Source organism: Sphingobacteriaceae bacterium (assembly GCA_002319075.1).
GTDB lineage: Bacteria > Bacteroidota > Bacteroidia > B-17B0 > Aurantibacillaceae > Aurantibacillus.
Window position 1 is genome coordinate 1,670,117 of record NVQB01000001.1, and the last position, 16,720, is coordinate 1,686,836.

General features: G+C 38.0%; 11 protein-coding genes. 5 read left to right on the plus strand and 6 right to left on the minus strand.

Annotated features, from left to right (window positions below; genetic code table 11):
* Window positions 1-43: 43 nt before the first annotated feature.
* From CNR22_07435 to CNR22_07445, 3 genes are all read left to right on the plus strand, one after another.
* Complete coding sequence (locus CNR22_07435) at window positions 44-475, plus strand: hypothetical protein (protein ID PBQ31605.1); 432 nt, start codon at window positions 44-46, stop codon at window positions 473-475.
* Window positions 472-4,281, plus strand: coding sequence for a hypothetical protein (locus CNR22_07440; GenBank protein PBQ31606.1), 3,810 nt, complete (start codon window positions 472-474; stop codon window positions 4,279-4,281). Before CNR22_07435 ends, CNR22_07440 begins: the two co-directional genes overlap by 4 nt.
* Window positions 4,282-4,473: 192 nt before the next feature.
* A complete protein-coding gene (locus CNR22_07445; protein ID PBQ31607.1) occupies window positions 4,474-5,157 on the plus strand; it encodes a phosphoribosylformylglycinamidine synthase I in 684 nt (227 codons plus the stop codon).
* A gap of 34 nt (window positions 5,158-5,191) precedes the next feature.
* Here the strand turns inward: CNR22_07445 and CNR22_07450 are convergent, their stop codons facing one another.
* Window positions 5,192-6,613 (minus strand): hypothetical protein, encoded by a 1,422-nt coding sequence (locus tag CNR22_07450; protein ID PBQ31608.1) that lies wholly within the window; start codon window positions 6,611-6,613, stop codon window positions 5,192-5,194.
* A 118-nt stretch (window positions 6,614-6,731) separates the two neighbouring features.
* Here CNR22_07450 and CNR22_07455 point away from each other — a divergent pair, with 118 nt between their 5' ends.
* Window positions 6,732-8,954 (plus strand): hypothetical protein, encoded by a 2,223-nt coding sequence (locus CNR22_07455; protein PBQ31609.1) that lies wholly within the window; start codon window positions 6,732-6,734, stop codon window positions 8,952-8,954.
* Between the two features lie 53 nt (window positions 8,955-9,007).
* Window positions 9,008-11,230 carry a hypothetical protein gene (locus tag CNR22_07460; protein PBQ31610.1) on the plus strand — a complete coding sequence of 741 codons (2,223 nt, stop codon included), beginning with the start codon at window positions 9,008-9,010 and terminating at the stop codon, window positions 11,228-11,230.
* Here the strand turns inward: CNR22_07460 and CNR22_07465 are convergent.
* The 5 genes from CNR22_07465 to CNR22_07485 are packed head-to-tail and all read right to left on the minus strand — an operon-like array spanning window position 11,227 to window position 16,693.
* Window positions 11,227-11,937 carry a glycosyl transferase gene (locus tag CNR22_07465; GenBank protein ID PBQ31611.1) on the minus strand — a complete coding sequence of 237 codons (711 nt, stop codon included), beginning with the start codon at window positions 11,935-11,937 and terminating at the stop codon, window positions 11,227-11,229. The genes CNR22_07460 and CNR22_07465 overlap by 4 nt on opposite strands.
* 27 nt (window positions 11,938-11,964) lie before the next feature.
* Window positions 11,965-12,621 (minus strand): succinyl-CoA--3-ketoacid-CoA transferase, encoded by a 657-nt coding sequence (locus CNR22_07470; protein ID PBQ31612.1) that lies wholly within the window; start codon window positions 12,619-12,621, stop codon window positions 11,965-11,967.
* A gap of 1 nt (window position 12,622) precedes the next feature.
* On the minus strand, window positions 12,623-13,666 hold the full coding sequence (locus CNR22_07475) for a hypothetical protein (GenBank protein PBQ31613.1): 1,044 nt from the start codon (window positions 13,664-13,666) through the stop codon (window positions 12,623-12,625).
* Window positions 13,666-15,072 carry a membrane-bound O-acyltransferase family protein gene (locus CNR22_07480; GenBank protein PBQ31614.1) on the minus strand — a complete coding sequence of 469 codons (1,407 nt, stop codon included), beginning with the start codon at window positions 15,070-15,072 and terminating at the stop codon, window positions 13,666-13,668. The genes CNR22_07475 and CNR22_07480 overlap by 1 nt, the downstream gene beginning before the upstream one ends.
* Window positions 15,073-15,079: 7 nt before the next feature.
* Window positions 15,080-16,693, minus strand: a complete 1,614-nt coding sequence (locus CNR22_07485) for a hypothetical protein (GenBank protein ID PBQ31615.1) — start codon at window positions 16,691-16,693, stop codon at window positions 15,080-15,082.
* Between the last annotated feature and the right edge of the window lie 27 nt (window positions 16,694-16,720).

Genomic DNA, 16,720 nt, shown 5'->3' on the forward strand with positions numbered 1-16,720 from the left:
TAACAGTTTTAGCCCATTGGTATTTTGTTATATCTTTGTTTACATGACATTTGCCAAAATAAAGATGGACTTAAAACCTGTTTTGATCGTAATCTTCACGATTCTTTCTACCTATTTTTATTCTCAAAATTCAACGCTGAATCCGGAAACATTCAAACCCGATGCAGAGAAAGAAAAAGCATTCTTTCCTTATCTTGCTGTAAGACATGGAGGAGCCGAGGCCACTCAAAACTGGAAAAAAAGCAATACCCTCCAATATTACAAAGAACTCTGGTACTATTGTGAATCCTTTTCTGTTAAAACAGATCACCTTAGTACGGGTGAGGTTTTAAACCCCGCAATAATAGATATTAGCCGCTTTGAAACTTCACGAAAACAAAGCGAAGACGCTATAGTTATTCTACCAGGTTTTAAAGATGCGCTCATCCTAAAACCCATCAATCAGTTAATGTACCAGCCAGACTACGTAAAATGAAAAAACACATACATATAATTGTTTCTTTTATTGTATTTTTTGTTGTGCACACAACGCTAGATGCTCAGTCGTCGAGTAGTTCGGCACCTTATTGTAATGGAAATTATACATCGGGACAATGCAATCAAACAGGGCCATCTAATAGTCCATCTAATTCCGTAAACGATTTTATAGATAATTTTAGTACAACGGGTGGAAACACCAACATTACGAATAATGGCTCAGGGTGCAATGGTAACGCTGATAACTATATTAATTACTGCAGCAATTATCTGTCCGTTACACCGGGGCAAACAATTGTTGCCACCATGCAGTCGGGTATAACTTTTGCGCAGGGTTTTGCTATTTGGGTAGATTGGGACCAGGATAATACTTTTAATACAAGCACTGAATATATGGGAGGAACAACCGGAGTTCCAACGGCAGCTACACCCACAACAATTACTTTTGTAATTCCTGCAACTCAGCCCAACGGTGTTTACCGTATGCGCGTTCGATGCGCATTTGCAACCACTGGCCCAAACATTACACCTTGCGGCACTTTTGGTTTTGGCGAAACGGAAGACTACACTATCTATGTAGGACCAATACCTGCTAGTGCAGGCATTCCCAGTGGCACTGCTACAGTTAACGGACCTATTTGTGTTGGTCAGGCGCTTAATTTTTCTGTTGCAACAACTTACACTGCGCCTTTAAGCTATGTTTGGTCTGGTCCGAATAGTTATAGTAGTACGGCACAGAATCCGTCTTTACTTAATGCAGCCGCAGTTGCCAGTGGCATCTATACTGTGCTGATCACAAATAGCATTTGTCCTGTCACAACAACTGTTCAGGCAGTGGTTGTTTCGTTCCCGGCATTTACAGCTACTACAAACGTTCCGTCAATTTGCCAGGGCGGTATTTTTACTGCCAGTGCTTCACTCACCAACAATCCAGGTCTGTGCAACTTTTCGTGGACAAGTAATGCTACTTATGCTGGCCTTATGTCAACGCCTAATCAAAATACAACTGTTATTATTCCTTCTCTTCTTCCAGCAAATGTTTACCAGGCTGCGATCGTCTATAGTATTACAATTTCACCTACCGTTCATCCCGTATGTTCGGTCACAAAAACAGTTAGTATCCTTGTAAGCAATCCGCCAACGCCTACGTTAAATTCGCCCTCATCGATATGCAATACTATACAACCCGTTCAATTAACTGCACTGCCAAGTGGCGGAACATGGGGCGGTAATGTTGCTGTGTCTGCTGGCGGAGTTTTCACGCCAACTGCGGCAGCTCAGGGAACAATTAACATAGTTAACTATTCTGTCACTATCGGTAATTGTATGGTGAGTAACAAGGATACGATATTAGTTTCAAGGTTTATCTCCCCGGCTTTGTCTTCCACTGTTTCAACGCGCTGTGAACAGGATGCTCCTTTCAATCTGATGACAATTGTGCAAAATACTTTAAATGGAAGATGGGGAGGAAGTTACGTTATAAATAATCATTTTATTCCTACCGGGCTGCTATCAGGCACATACTCTATGGTGTACAACACAAAATCATATCCTGATACTACCGTTTGCCCGGGTCTTACAACCATGGTGATACAAGTGTTTAATCCGGTAACTCCTATAATTGCGCCTATTTTACCTTTATGTGACAATGCTTCAACCGTTATATTGACAGCTAGTCCGCAAGGTGGCATATGGTCAGGTAATTCAGGAGTTTCCTCTACTGGTATCAGAACCCCTTCCCTCAATAGTATGGGAACCAACACTGTAATTTATACGGCAGGACAGGGCACCTGTGTTGCTTCCTCATCGGCTACCTTCCATACCTCACATTATAATACGGCAGGTCAGAGCGGCGTTGTGCCATCCCTTTGTGTTTCAAGCAGTCCTTTTAACTTGATGAGTATTGTCTTTAATTCTTCAGGTTCCTGGAGTGGGCCAAACGTTTCTAACGGATACTTCAATCCTTCAGGTTTGCCCACGAATACTTACCTGGCAACTTACAATACACAGTCGTCACCAGATCCTTTTTTATGCCCCGATGTTAGTATAACAACCATCTCGGTATTAAATCCTGCAACACCAGTAATAACGCAGGTAGCGCCACTTTGTTCTACGGCAGGATCTGTTCAGCTCAGTGTGTCGCCCCCTACCGGATATTGGGTAAGTACAAGCTATCTAAGTCCAGGCGGCGTATTTACACCTTCTTTAGGTTCTATCGGAAACAATAACGTGCAGTATGTTATTGGTACAAATACCTGTAACGCTCAGCAAACCTCTACCATTAAAGTTGAGGCATTTGTATCTGCAGCACTTCTTTCTAAAATTGACGATCAATGTAATACAAATCCTCCTGTTCCCCTTGCACCAATTGTTGTAAATGGCGGTGGCTATTGGAGCGGACCGGCACTTACAGGCAGCAGTTTTAATCCTGGTATTTCAGGAGCTGGAACTTTTACTATCAGTTATAACACAGCTTCATACCCCAGCGGACTTTGTCCTGATCATTCTGTTCTTTCTATAAATGTTTTTTCATTAGCCGCCCCACTTATTACACCGGTTGGTCCATTTTGTAATTCGAGTCTTCCTGTTCAGCTGGAAGTAAGCCCTCTTGGTGGTATTTTTGGAGGTGGTTTGCCTGGCGCTGTAAGTACTTCCGGTGTATTTAATCCGGCTTTTGGAATGATAGGAGAAAACATTTTAAATTATACGATTGCCGTTGGACCTTGCCGTGCCGATGCCCAGATAAAAATTTCGGTTGAAGCATTTGTATCTGCTGATTTGGCTAAGCCCATCGGGCCGATTATTTGCATAAATGAAGAACCTTTCAATTTAAACAGCTTCGTACAAAACCCCGGTGGAACCTGGGGAGGTGATGGTGTTGTGGGTAGTATGTTTTATCCCAAACTTGCAAATCCGGGAGATAATAATTTAATTACCTATGAAACCCATTCCACCCTCAACGCATCCCTATGTCGCGACACCAGCATGGCCCGCATACAGGTAAAAAATATTCCAACTGTAAAAGCAATTAGCAGTCGCTATGACGGATGCGCGCCATTAAACATTGAACTCAATAACCAAGGAACTAATAAGGGCATAGGCAAATGGAACATTACGGATGGCTCCAGTTATGAAGGGTTAACGGCAATTCACACCTTTACGGCGCCAGGTAATTATACTGTTGTTTTCACCTACACAGACGATGAAGTTGCGGGCTGTAGTGCGCAGTTTGTATTTCCAACACCCATACTGGTTTACGAAACACCGAAAGCAGATTTTTCGTATTCGCCAAATGAAATTACAATTGCCGATCCACAGGTACAGTTAACTAATCAAAGCGCCGTATTTGCGAGTAACAAATACGTTTGGACTGTGCAAGGTGAAAAAAATGAACGCACAGAAATTCATCCTACTGTAAAATTTAACGCTCCTGGCAATTATAAGGTGACTTTAATGGCTACTTCTGTTGCAGGATGCACAAATCAAATCAGTAAGGTTATAGAAGTGAAGAATGATTTTAACGTGCATATACCAAATTCATTTACGCCAAACTTTGATGGAAAAAACGATGTATTCATTCCGGTATTTACACCATACGGGCTGGATGCAAAGAGCTTTGAACTGGAAATCTTTGATCGTTGGGGACATCAGGTTTTTCATAGTATTGATGTTACCAAAGGCTGGGATGGCATGATACAGGGCGTTACTGCGAAAGAAGGAACTTATGTGTACCGCATCCGTTTCAGGGATCTTGAAGGAAGAGCCTACTCACGTAACGGTTACGTTACATTGTTATTAAACTAGCTCTGAATCCATTAACTATAAAAGCTTTGCTCCGGCAAAGCTTTTTTTATTCAACCAGGCCAAATAAACAGTTCTGACCCAAGATCAAAGGCTTTCTTAACAAATTCTCAAAAAAACAAATAGATTATTATTAATTGAATTAATATTTTTGCAGTCTTAATTGATCTAAGTATTCACTAGAAAAAATAAAACATGAAATTTGGTGTTGTTGTATTTCCCGGTTCAAATTGCGATGAAGACATGGTATATGTGTTGCAAACGATTATGAAACAGGAAACAGTTAAACTTTGGCATAAAAACACAGATCTTGAAGGTTGTACGCATATTGTGCTTCCGGGGGGTTTCTCTTATGGAGATTACCTGAGAAGTGGTGCGATTGCTAAGTTTTCTCCGATTATGCAAAGCGTTATAGAACATGCTAATAAAGGAGGTTTTGTTTTTGGTGTTTGTAATGGATTCCAGATTCTTTGCGAAGCCGGATTGCTTCCCGGGGCGCTGTTGCACAACGATAGCCGTAAATTTATCTGTAAAAACGTTTATATTAAATCTGAGAACTCTCAGTCTAAAATAACTTCTAAAGTACCTGCTAACAAAGCACTTAAAATTCCTATCGCTCATGGTGAAGGAAAATATTTCGCTGATGCAGAAACTTTAAAAAAATTAAACGCTAACGGTCAGATCTTGTTCAGATATTGTGATGAGTCCGGGGCATTGTCTGAATCCGCAAATCCCAATGGCGCTACTGAGCACATTGCCGGCGTTTGTAATGAAGGAAAAAATGTTTTCGGTATGATGCCGCATCCTGAAAGAGCTTCTGATAAAGAGCTTGCTAACATTGATGGGGCTTTCTTATTTGAAAGCATCATCGCCAACTAGTTTCCTGAAATTTTATTTTATTTATCGAAGAGCGCTACTTATTGTCGCGCTCTTTTCCTTTAATTGTTTTTTCGTAGTCCTGAATTTTTACATTTCCCCAATAGTCTTCGGGAAAATGGTCATTGAATTGATATTGTCTGAACACCTTCCAATATAACTTTTCTGTCATACCCATGGGATGTATTTGCTGGTGGTTGTATTGATAAGTTTGTCCGATATTTAAAAACACACAGGAGAAAATAAATGCCACGCTAAGCAAGCTTAACAAGCCTTTTACTGCAGGGTGTTTCGGAGAATAAAAAACAAAATCCACAAAATACGCAATGGGTATAGCCAGAAAGGCTATCTGCTGACAAAACTCTCTTGCACCAAAACAACCGCCAAAGGCCCAATCCCACCAGCAACTCAACACATAGATCATTAAACAGGTAATAAAAATAAAAGCCCACTTGGATACCGGGAATTCCTTTTTAACGAAGAAAAATCCGATAAAGGCCATCACGATCATGGGCGTGTACGTAATCCAGCCTTTACGGTAACTAAAAAGAATATTAAGAATCTGTGGATCTTTCCAGAAAAAGCCCTCTTCAAAATAGGGATAATAAACATACATACCGGTTACGTCTTTCCAGAAAAGAAACTGGGGAATCCACATCAGTACTCCGATTGCTAAAATCAAAAGAATGTGCTTGTAATTTCTCAGGAAAAAACTGACCTTGATTTTAAAATCCTCCGGCTTCCTGATATTCCATAAAATGAAAAAAAGACAAACGAAAATTTCGGTTGGGCGAATAAGGCTGATCATTGTAAAGACAATGCCTATAAACACGGTGTAGAGGTAGCGCTGCTCAAGATGCCACTTATGTGTGAGATATAGAAAGATAGAAAAAAGACAAAAGAGATAGCCGTGAGTCATTTCACTCTGACTAAACGTGTAATTAAACAACAGGGTTCCGAACAACACAGCAAAGAGGGTTATTGCTGTTACTAATTCATTGAACCAAACCAGTAAGAGTTGACGAAGAAAAAATAATCCCAGCAAAACATAAAAAATAGAACCCCAACGGACACAGGTTGCAAAAGGCTCGGAAAACCCGGTAAGTGGACTATTTTGATTCACAGCTACCTTGTAACCCAGCGCGAAAAAAGGCGAATACATGGCAGACATACCATAAGTTGCTTTAGGGACAAAATACCCTAGTGGCCCCACGGGCAGGTACAGCGAATCGGCACCCATGTGAAAATCGAAGGAATTATTATTACAGAATTTAGCAGGTAAATAACTGTAGTAATTCATAATGTCCCAGTTAAAATTATTATGATTCTTCGCTGTATTGTATGGCTTCCAAAAATCGATAAACCAAAATGAAAAACACAAAGAAAAAATAAAAAAAATTACCGTTGGCTTTTTTAAGTTTTCCTGGTTAATAGAAGAGAAAAGTTTATCGAACTTCATTAGTAATTAAAATAGGTTTTTACAAAGAATATAAATATAAATATTAAATTTAGAATCGTGAAAACGCTTATTGCAGTGCGCTTTCAACATTTGTGCAAACAGGCGCTTAACAAGAGAAATGGAAAAAATAAAAGAATTCTTTGAGAAAAGCACCAGGATTAATCTCCTCCTGTTTTTGTGCAGTTTCTTAATCTACTTTCTTTACTTTCATTCTATCTTTTTTAATATCAATTCCACGCTTTCAAGTATTACATCCGACTCACTGAAGAATTACTATACTTATGTCTATCATGTAAAAAATGACCCTGATCTGCTTCATTTCACAGGCATGAATTATCCTTATGGAGAACATGTTATATACACAGATTGCCAACCAATTCTCACATTCATTTTGCGTGCTTTGCCTTTCACGCACGACTATCTGATTGGCATTATGCACAGCCTTCTCTTTTTTTCCTTTATTATATCCCCCCTTATTCTAAATAAACTCTTCAGGTTGTTAGATGTGGGCAAAGGAGTGTCTTTTTTTTGTTCACTTGCCATTGCACTCCTGGCGCCGCAGTTCCTGAAAATAAACGCGGGACACTTTGCTTTAGCCTACGGTTGCCTGATCCCACTCTCCCTGCTTTTCACACTTCAACTTCTGAAAGAGAAAAGCACTAAGCATTATTTGTTGCTCTTCGTATTTAATAGTTTACTCTTTCTTTTACATCCTTACCTTGGATTCTGCCTCTCACTGTTCTCGCTTATTTCACTTTTCTCGTTTGAGTTACTCCATTTCAAAAAACAACTCTTCTTCTTAAGAACTCTTAAAATATTTTGTGCTGGCTTTTTGCCGCTTCTTTTATTTAAACTTTTCATGACACTTACTGATCAGCATGCGAACAGGACCAATGAGCCCTACGGTGCCGAAGTTATGGTTGAAAACCCCGATTCCATTCTCTCTCCCGAGTTTGGTCCCTTTCAGAAACTCATGGAACTTTTCCTGTCCAACCGACCAGGACATTTCGAAGGGCACACTTATCTAGGCTTCTTTACTTTGCTATTGCTACTATGCCTAATTTTAATCTTACCTTTTCACTTCCGGAAAATTCAAATAAAAAAAGAAACGGTAGTCTTGCTTTTTGCGGGATTTGTTTTTCTGCTTATTTCCTTTGGTGTCCATTTAAAAATTTTAAATCAGCTACACCTTCAAAGTTCGGCGATGAATCAATTTAGGGCTGTTTGCCGGTTTGCATGGATCTTTTACTATGTTTTGCCTATTTTTTTGATCTCGACTTTCTACTCCACTTTTAAAACACTTTTATCTGAAATGACTTTCAACAAGCTCACATTCAGAATCTCACTTTTGTTTTTTTGTTTCAATTTACTGGAAGCTAATTCTTTTTTTACCCACAATGAATCGGTGTACTGGAAATACAGGAATTTTTTTCGTGAGTCGCAATTAAATCCCGAAGAAATAAAAATTCTTTCAGACATTAGAAGTAAAGGCCCGCAAGCCATTATGCCTCTGCCACTATTTCATGGCGGGAGCGAAATGTATGAACGCCTTGGATCTAACAATTCCATGCTTCCCTCGATGATTTATTCTTACCATGCTAACACTCCAATAATAAGTGGCTTGATGTCGCGTACTTCAGTTACGGAAACAGAGAATATAATTGGCATTCTAAATTCTTATAAAAAAGACAAAGCCATCGACAAATTACTAAACGACAAAGATTTTTTTATCATCAAAACAAAAGACGCTTTGCTGCCGGACGAAAAACGTTTAGCTAAGTATTTTCGCCCCTTTGCCGGAAATGATTCTTTAAGCCTTGGATATGTTTCTAAGAAGATTTTACTTACAAAAAAGTTCAGTCCTCCCTTATTCCTTTTAAAGAATAGTTCCTCCGTAACAAACGATAGCAGTAGTTGCATTTACATAAGTTCTGAAAACAGAAAACCTTTTCAAAATGCGAATATGATGGATTACGAAAAGATTTATGATCTTCACCCGAATCGACTTCCACCTGGCAACTACCTGGTGAGTTTTCATTTTTATTATCTGCCTGATAACTACCGATCGCTTTCTGTTAATCTTATCATTGAGCAAAAAAAAGGAAAGAATTCGGAATGGACTTACAATGTTCCGGTAAGAGTGTTAAGTGGATTCTACCAAGGGTTTGGAGTGTTTGAATATGAAATTGTTGTTGAAAAAGAAAGCTCGTACACGTTTATGCTTAAGGGTCTTGACGATCGCACTTACAGGATTTCGGATTTTTTGCTACATCCTGAAGAAACCGATGTTAAGTTTGAGGAGAAGCGATTTGGAACCAGTTACAACAATTTTCCAGAGTGATTCAACCTTAACTAATTTTACTTCACGTTAAACTGTCGAAACACTTTTTAGATATGTCAGAAAAAAATAGCCCCTTGTTACCTTTTCTTGATAAAGCGTGGAGATTAGACCTGCTTCTTTTCATCTGTAGTTTTTCAATTTACCTCGTTTATTTTTCTCATGTATTCTCCCATATTAATTCTATTATGGCCGGAATTACAGGCGACGCACTCAAAAACTATTTTACTTTCGCTTATCATATAAAGAACGATCCGGGACTTCTACACTTTTCGGGAATGAACTTCCCTTTTGGCGAACATGTTGTTTTCACAGACTGTCAACCTTTACTAACATTCATCCTTAAAGCTTTGCCTTTTACACATGATTATCTTATTGGAATTTTACACAGCTTGCTTTTCTTGTCCTATATCATTACACCACTTATACTGAACCGCATTTTTTTACGTCTTGGACTCGACAAACTCTCTTCCTTTTTTATCTCACTGGCTATTACCCTGCTATCTCCGCAGTTTGCCAAGATAGCCGGGGGACATCACGCCCTGGCATACGGATGCGTAATTCCTTTTGCTATTCTTTTACTTCTAAAGTATACAGAACATTCGAGTACTAAAAATCTGTTGAAATTGTTTTTTTATAACAGCTTACTATTTCTGCTTCATCCTTACATGGGCTTCAGCACTTCCATCTTTACGTTTTTTGCTCTGTTCAGCTACTCCTTAATTAAATTCGAAAAGAAATCTTTTTTAAAAAATATGTTTAAATCGGGAGTAGCTGGAGTTTTACCTCTTTTGTTTTTCAAACTGTTTATGAAGTTAAGCGACCAGCACCCGAACAGAACGGTTGAACCACACGGAAATAAAACTCTGATAGAAAATACCGATAGTCTGCTGGCTCCCGATTTTGGGCCCTTCAGAAGTATTCTCGAAAGCATTTTCAGTCATAAAACAAATCATCTTGAAGGGCATTCTTATATCGGCGCCTTTATGATAGTACTTACTTTAGTTTTTATTCTGGTACTTCCTTTTTATAAAAGACTTTATTTCAAAAAAGAAATTGTGGCCATTACGGTCTCTGCTTGCGCTTTATTGTTTATTTCTTTTGGACTGCATCTTAGCTTACTCGAATTTTTTCACGTAAACAGTCCTTCTCTCAATCAATTCAGGGCAACCTGCAGATTCGCATGGTTTTTTTATTACACTTTTCCGATTTTTATAATTCCCTCACTCTATCACCTCTTCAAAACATTCTCCTTTACTGCGAACAAAAAAACTATTTTTCAGATACTGGCATTCTTGTTCTTTTGTTCGAACTTGTGGGAAGCAAATTCTTATTTTAAAAAAGACGACGCTAATTTTTGGAAGTTCCGGAATCTTCTGAGCGAAAAGTTTCTTAATGCAGAAGAGAAAAAAATCATAAAGCATTTGCATGATTCGCAGACGCAGGCTATTCTACCGCTACCCATGTTTGCACTTGGAAGTGAGATGTACGATCGCATTGGAGCTGATCTCTCGATGATTCCTTCTATGCTGTATTCATATCACACCGGAATTCCTATAATTGGAGGGGCAATGTCGCGAACCTCTATTTCAGAAACCGAGGAATATATTGAATTGCTTAATTCTTATAAAAAGAAAAATGTTGGCATTGAACGTTTAAACTCTAATCCCATTTTAGTTATAAAAACAAAAGATCCATTATTATGTGACGAGGACCGACTTCTGACTTCAGTGAACATGTTTTACAAGAATGATTCGCTTGAATTCGGCGAAACTACGCAAAGTCAGCTCGCCCATAGAAAACTGGATTCCAGGCGGGTTTTTGTAAATAAGAAAATAGAGGCAGACTCAACGGGGATTGTTTTTATACCCTACGACCACCGAAAACCTTTTGTAACATCCAGAATGCAGGACTATGAAAACATTTATACGTTAGACTCGAATAAATTTAAAACTGGAAATTACATTTTGAGTTTTCATTACCATTATACAGAGAAGATTTACACGTCGATGGATCTTACGCTTATTGTTACTCAAACGAATCACAAAGAGTCGGCCTGGAAGTATTTTCAAAGGATCAGCATTCTGAGTGGTTTTTATAATGGCTTTGCTGTTATGGAATACAAAATACAACTGGAAAAAGGCAGTCGCTACGAATTTCTCCTCAAAGGCCTTAGTGATAAGGAATATAAAATCTCGCATTTTATGATTCGGCCGGAGTTTACAAGCGTTATAAGCACGCAGAAGAATGATTCACTCTTTAATAATTTTCCTGATTAGAGTTTTCGGAAAAGTAAGACTGAAAGTAAATTGAAAGATTCCTGGATCAATATTTTAAGTTTCATCTTACTAAAAATGACATTGTCTTTTAGCTGAACCGGAACAGCTTCTATTTGTATGGCTGTATCTTTTCCGGAAAGAAAAATAAATTCGAAATCAAATAAATACCGGTTGATTTTTGTCTCAAGAAATTTTTTCTTACCACTTTTATTGAATCCTTTCAAGCCGCACTGGGTATCGCTTACTTTCATTTTGAGAACAGCGCGCATAAAAAAACGAAATGCCTTAGATAATATTTTCCGGAAACCAGACATTTTTTTCTGGTAGTAAAGTTGATCGCGGTAACCAGCCACTACATCGGCACTACTTTTAACCAATACTTCAATTACTGCGGCCGTACTGTTATTTGTAAATGGAAAATCAATATCGGTATAAACAATGTAATCGGCTTCAGATACTTTAACCCCCTCTCTAAGCGCATAGCCCTTACCCTTATTTTTTGCATAAGAAATATAACTTACTGACACAGTATTATTTTTCAGTATAGTTATCTGATCCTGAACTGTTGGGTTCGAAGAACCATCATTTACCACAATGTAGTGAATTTTGTAACGGTCTTGAATGAACTCTTTAAAGTCAAGAAGCTCCTGGTACCAGGTAGCGTTTGGATTGTAACAGGGTAAAACAATATCAACCGTAACGGGCATTTAACAGGCTTAAGAAAAAATAAAAAATTAAAGAACCATCTCTTTAATGTCACCTTCGATTATAAGTTTGCCTGCAGTAGCATTTTTGATTTGTTCAACGCTAATGCCCGGCGCACGCTCAAGAAGTTTGAAACCACCCTGAGGAACTATTTCGTAAACACCTAATTCGGTAACAACTCTTTTTACGCAAGCCACACCTGTTAAAGGAAGGTCACATTTTGCCAATAATTTCGATTGACCTGCTTTATTAACCTGTTGCATAGCAACGATAATATTTTTTGCGCTCGCAACAAGATCCATTGCCCCGCCCATACCTTTCACCATTTTACCCGGAATCTTCCAATTGGCTATATCTCCGGTCTCACTTACTTCCATGGCTCCTAAAATAGTTAAATCTACTTTCTGAGCTCTGATCATTCCAAAACTCATAGCGCTATCGAAAATGCTCGAACCTTTAAGTAAGGTAATAGTTTGTTTTCCCGCATTGATAAGATCAGCATCTTCTTCGCCTTCGAAAGGAAAAGGACCCATTCCCAGAATTCCGTTTTCTGATTGCAATACCACGTTAAATCCCTCCGGAATAAAGTTGGCAACCAAAGTCGGAATGCCAATTCCAAGATTTACAAATGTTCCATCTTTTACTTCCTGTGCTATACGTTTTGCAATTCCGTTTTTATCTAACATATTAATAAGCTAATTTATATTCGTTTTTATATTGGTTCTTTAAACTTTCAGCAAGATTTTTTGCGATTCGCATTCTTCCTTTATAGTCGTAATGCTCTGTCGTCCAGTTTTGATCTATAAATTCTTTGCCATTCACTAACTCAAGATTGTCAACCACCTTACAATTTTGTTTGTTGTAACGTTTCATCAAAAAATCTCTGTTTTGCCTCATTAAAAATACTAATTCCTTTCCAACAAGACTATCTGCATACTGAGTATTTTCTGCCATTAAATTCAAATACAGACTTACTTTGTGAGTGGCGCACCAGCTGGCAATTTCATCAAAATCTTTAATCCGGGGGTTTCGGTCATCCAGGTTAAAAGCATAACCTTTTATGTAATGACAAGCAAGTGCAATTTTATCAGTATCCCACGATCCATCCGGTTTTAAATATCCTCCCTGGGCCATACCATTGTCCCATTCAGCAACGGTTTTATATTTAAAAGGCTCAGGGAAAACCAGGGTCTGAGTTTTCCAGTCATTCAACATATCCTGTTCACGCTGTTGTTCGGTTTTATTATCAAAAGCCTGAAGGGAAAGCAAAAACCGGTTCACAAGATTTGGATATGGTCTTGTTAGTACAACCGATTCCTGTAATTGCGTTTCTAGCTTAGAATGAATCCACGCTGCGTCGAACGACCGTAAATTAAGAGTAATGATGAGCGCGGAGGGATGTTTCTTTTTGAGATCTATCTCTTTCATCCAGTATTTATAAATTCCTCCATGGGTGGCATATTTCGTGATGGCCGTAATTTTTATCTTAGGAAAAAACAAATTTGTGATTTCTGAAATACTGGTTTGTATGGAATCGCCTGGTTTGTAGGTTACATTAGAAGATTCCCCGAAATAATAAATGTCCGAATCCTCTTGTAGCTCCCTTATTTGCAGCATTTCTTTTGACTTTTCTTCCAGATCCTTTTTGTAAAAAAACTCAGTATAGATAACATTCAATCCTGTAAGAATTAACAGCATGAAAATTAGCTTTATAAAAATTTTCTTAATCATCAAAATTGGAAATAGATAAACGCGAATTTCTGAGTTCCCGCTAAGGCAAATAAACAAAATACCAAAACCGCGTATACGGCCCACCTGTATGGCGTATGAAAACTATTCAATTTCCTGTCAAATCGCGAATTGTAGATAAAAATATCTGTAAGCACTAATAAAATCGCGAAACATGCGGGAAGTATTAGCGGAAGATCTGAAAAAGCGACCGCGTTATTTTTTATAACAGCTTTGATAATGTCTTTTGCCTTAGCAAAATTTTCCGCCCTGAAAAATATCCAGATAAAAGACGTTACCAAAAATGTTTTTACTGTTAGAAAAAAATTCAAAATACTCCACTCCTCCTTAATTTTAAATTTAAAAATCGTAGAGAAATAACGTTCTAACAAAAGCATTACTCCATGTAGAGCGCCCCAAACTACAAAGGTCCAACTGGCACCATGCCAAAGCCCGCTCACCATAAATACTACCAAAATATTAAAAGTCCAGCGAGGTAAAGCCACTCTATTACCACCTAAAGGGATGTAGAGATAATCTCTGAACCAGGTACTTAAAGAAATGTGCCAGCGTGACCAAAACTCTGAAACACTTTTGGAAAGGTAAGGTGTTTTAAAATTGTCCATAATAGAGATGCCCAGAAGCCTGGCGCAACCAACGGCGATTGTAGAGTAACCATAAAAATCGGCATATATCTGGAAGGAAAACAAAAAGATAGCGGCAAGAACTTCTAAAGAATTGTAACGGAGAGGATCCTGATAAACCTGATTAACCACCGGAGCAATATTATCCGCTATTGCCATTTTTACAAAGAGACCGAAAAGGATCAATTTAAATCCGTCAGAAAAATTTTGGTACAGTGGTTTATGTTCGGCGCGCAATTCATTACCAAGTGTCTCGTAGCGTTCGATGGGACCGGCAACCATTTGAGGAAAAAATAAGACGTAATTTGCAAAATAGCCAATATGTCTTTCCGCTTTTTGCCTGCCCTTATACACTTCAATAGTGTAGCTCATGGACTGAAAAGTGTGAAACGAAAGTCCGATTGGCAAAATAATATTCAGATTTATGGGATGAAACTCTTTTCCAAACAAAGAAAAAACAGAAACAAGATTTTCATTCAAAAAACCAAAATATTTGAAAAAGCAAAGGAGCACAATGTTTGAAAGAAGGCTTGCTACGAGCCAATACCGGCGACTCTTGCCTTCTGAACGTTCGATTTTGAGAGCTGAAAAATAATCGATAATAATAACTAAAAAAAGAATTAAAATATATTTTGGTATAAATGCCATGTAAAAATAACAACTGGCAAAAAAGATAAGAATCCAACGGAAACGAGGCGCAAGTAAATAATAGAGCAGAACAACTACAGGTAAGAAAAAAAGAAAATGGAGCGAATTAAACAGCATATCATTCCTACGGTTTTATCTTGAATACTTCCACGCCATTTTCGGTAAAAAGGGATTCAAAGTGGCCGGCAATTCGTTTAAACGCAATTTGTCGCTTTAATGTTGTGTCACTTATTACCAAATATTTGATATTTTTTTTAAGGAAACGATCTGCTACTGTAGAATCATTCATCAAATGATCCCGCGAAATCGTAAATCCTTTCTGATCCATAAAATAAAGAGAAATATCAAAACTCTGATCAGGAATACTAAGCACAAAATCTTCTCGTTTTATTCCATGAGATCGGAGAGCCGGGGTTAATTCTTCCAATTTTTTAATGTCATTTCCATAAATCCAGAATAAATATTTCGCGAGTTTTCCTTCATCTTCCGAAATAAATGGAAACCAATAGGTAAGCTTATCGTCCTCTACAGTGCGCATTCTGTAAATTGCTGCAGCATGCAGTGAATTAAAAGCTAAAACCGAAATAACAAAAAGGCGTATAAAAGCCTTATTAATTTCTAAAAATTCTGTCTGAGAAACAATGTCCGCGAAACATAAAAAGGTTATTACCGGAAAAATCATCAGATTATTGAGATAATAGTCGTGCACACTAAACACCTGGAAGAAGAAAAGAAGATAGAATATAAAAAAGAGACCTGAAAAAATAAAGGAGGCTTTTAGTAAACTGTTTAACCTTTTAAACTTTGCGATAACATAAATAACAAGCGTCATAAATAAAAAGAACATGGGCTTGTTGAGAAAGATGGGGAATAAATTATTGAAAAGAATTTTGAGGTTGTATATCAACTGATCCTCTTCCATTTCCCAGAAAGGCAAAACGGTGAGTAAAAAAATATTGTTGCTATTGTTGTCGTTGTAAGCCAAAGCAAATCTGTACCACGCGAAAACGCTTGTAACGGCGAGAATTATACTGATAAGCGGGACAGTCCGCTTTTCAAACAGCCGTTCTGACCCGAAAATTTTATTAAGCCGAAAAATATCTATCAGTGAAAAAAACAAGAGAACAGAAATACCAATAAGCGCACTGGCTTTCATAAGCACTGCAAGCGTTCCGAATATCAGGGCAAGGTAAAAAAACTTTAACTCTTTGGTAGTGTAAAAGCGAAAGAACAAACAATAACAAATTATCCCTATCGACAAAGCGGGAACATCCGCAATAAAATTCAAACTATAATACGTAAGCAACGGCGAGGTAAGGAAGAAGCCTGCTGTGAAAAAAGCCAGCAGTTCAGACCTGTAGAACCTTAACATGGTATTAAAAAGTAAAAATATTGCCGCAAGAAAAATAAAATATTCCAGTAAGCGATAAATGAATTCGTGCTCACCGAAAATTTTCCAGAGTCCAGCAGCAGTATAGTTTAAAATAGGAAATTCGCTTACGGCCTTTCCGTCAACCGGACCCTGATAATGGATTTTGGGAGAGAAAAAATGCATGCCTTCCTCGTAATAATTTTTCGCTATTGAGAGGCAATCCGTCTGACGCCATTGGTGAATGGAACCCGGACGGTAAAATAAAGTCTTACTGTAAAAATTCAGAAAGAAAAGACAAACTACAAAAAGCAGAAGTACAATGTTCTTTTTAAAAACCTGGTTAAAGCCTTGCACTATTTTTGTCATTAATAAAAGGTGAATTACGAATTAACT

What these genes read in the sequence shown, in the direction of transcription:
- CNR22_07435 (PBQ31605.1), top strand. Translation starts at nt 44, where the DNA reads ATGACATTTGCCAAAATAAAGATGGACTTAAAACCTGTTTTGATCGTA.
- CNR22_07450 (PBQ31608.1), bottom strand. Translation starts at nt 6,613, where the DNA reads ATGAAGTTCGATAAACTTTTCTCTTCTATTAACCAGGAAAACTTAAAA.
- CNR22_07470 (PBQ31612.1), bottom strand. Translation starts at nt 12,621, where the DNA reads ATGTTAGATAAAAACGGAATTGCAAAACGTATAGCACAGGAAGTAAAA.
- CNR22_07440 (PBQ31606.1), top strand. Translation starts at nt 472, where the DNA reads ATGAAAAAACACATACATATAATTGTTTCTTTTATTGTATTTTTTGTT.
- CNR22_07455 (PBQ31609.1), top strand. Translation starts at nt 6,732, where the DNA reads ATGGAAAAAATAAAAGAATTCTTTGAGAAAAGCACCAGGATTAATCTC.
- CNR22_07480 (PBQ31614.1), bottom strand. Translation starts at nt 15,072, where the DNA reads ATGCTGTTTAATTCGCTCCATTTTCTTTTTTTCTTACCTGTAGTTGTT.
- CNR22_07475 (PBQ31613.1), bottom strand. Translation starts at nt 13,666, where the DNA reads ATGATTAAGAAAATTTTTATAAAGCTAATTTTCATGCTGTTAATTCTT.
- CNR22_07465 (PBQ31611.1), bottom strand. Translation starts at nt 11,937, where the DNA reads ATGCCCGTTACGGTTGATATTGTTTTACCCTGTTACAATCCAAACGCT.
- CNR22_07460 (PBQ31610.1), top strand. Translation starts at nt 9,008, where the DNA reads ATGTCAGAAAAAAATAGCCCCTTGTTACCTTTTCTTGATAAAGCGTGG.
- CNR22_07445 (PBQ31607.1), top strand. Translation starts at nt 4,474, where the DNA reads ATGAAATTTGGTGTTGTTGTATTTCCCGGTTCAAATTGCGATGAAGAC.
- CNR22_07485 (PBQ31615.1), bottom strand. Translation starts at nt 16,693, where the DNA reads ATGACAAAAATAGTGCAAGGCTTTAACCAGGTTTTTAAAAAGAACATT.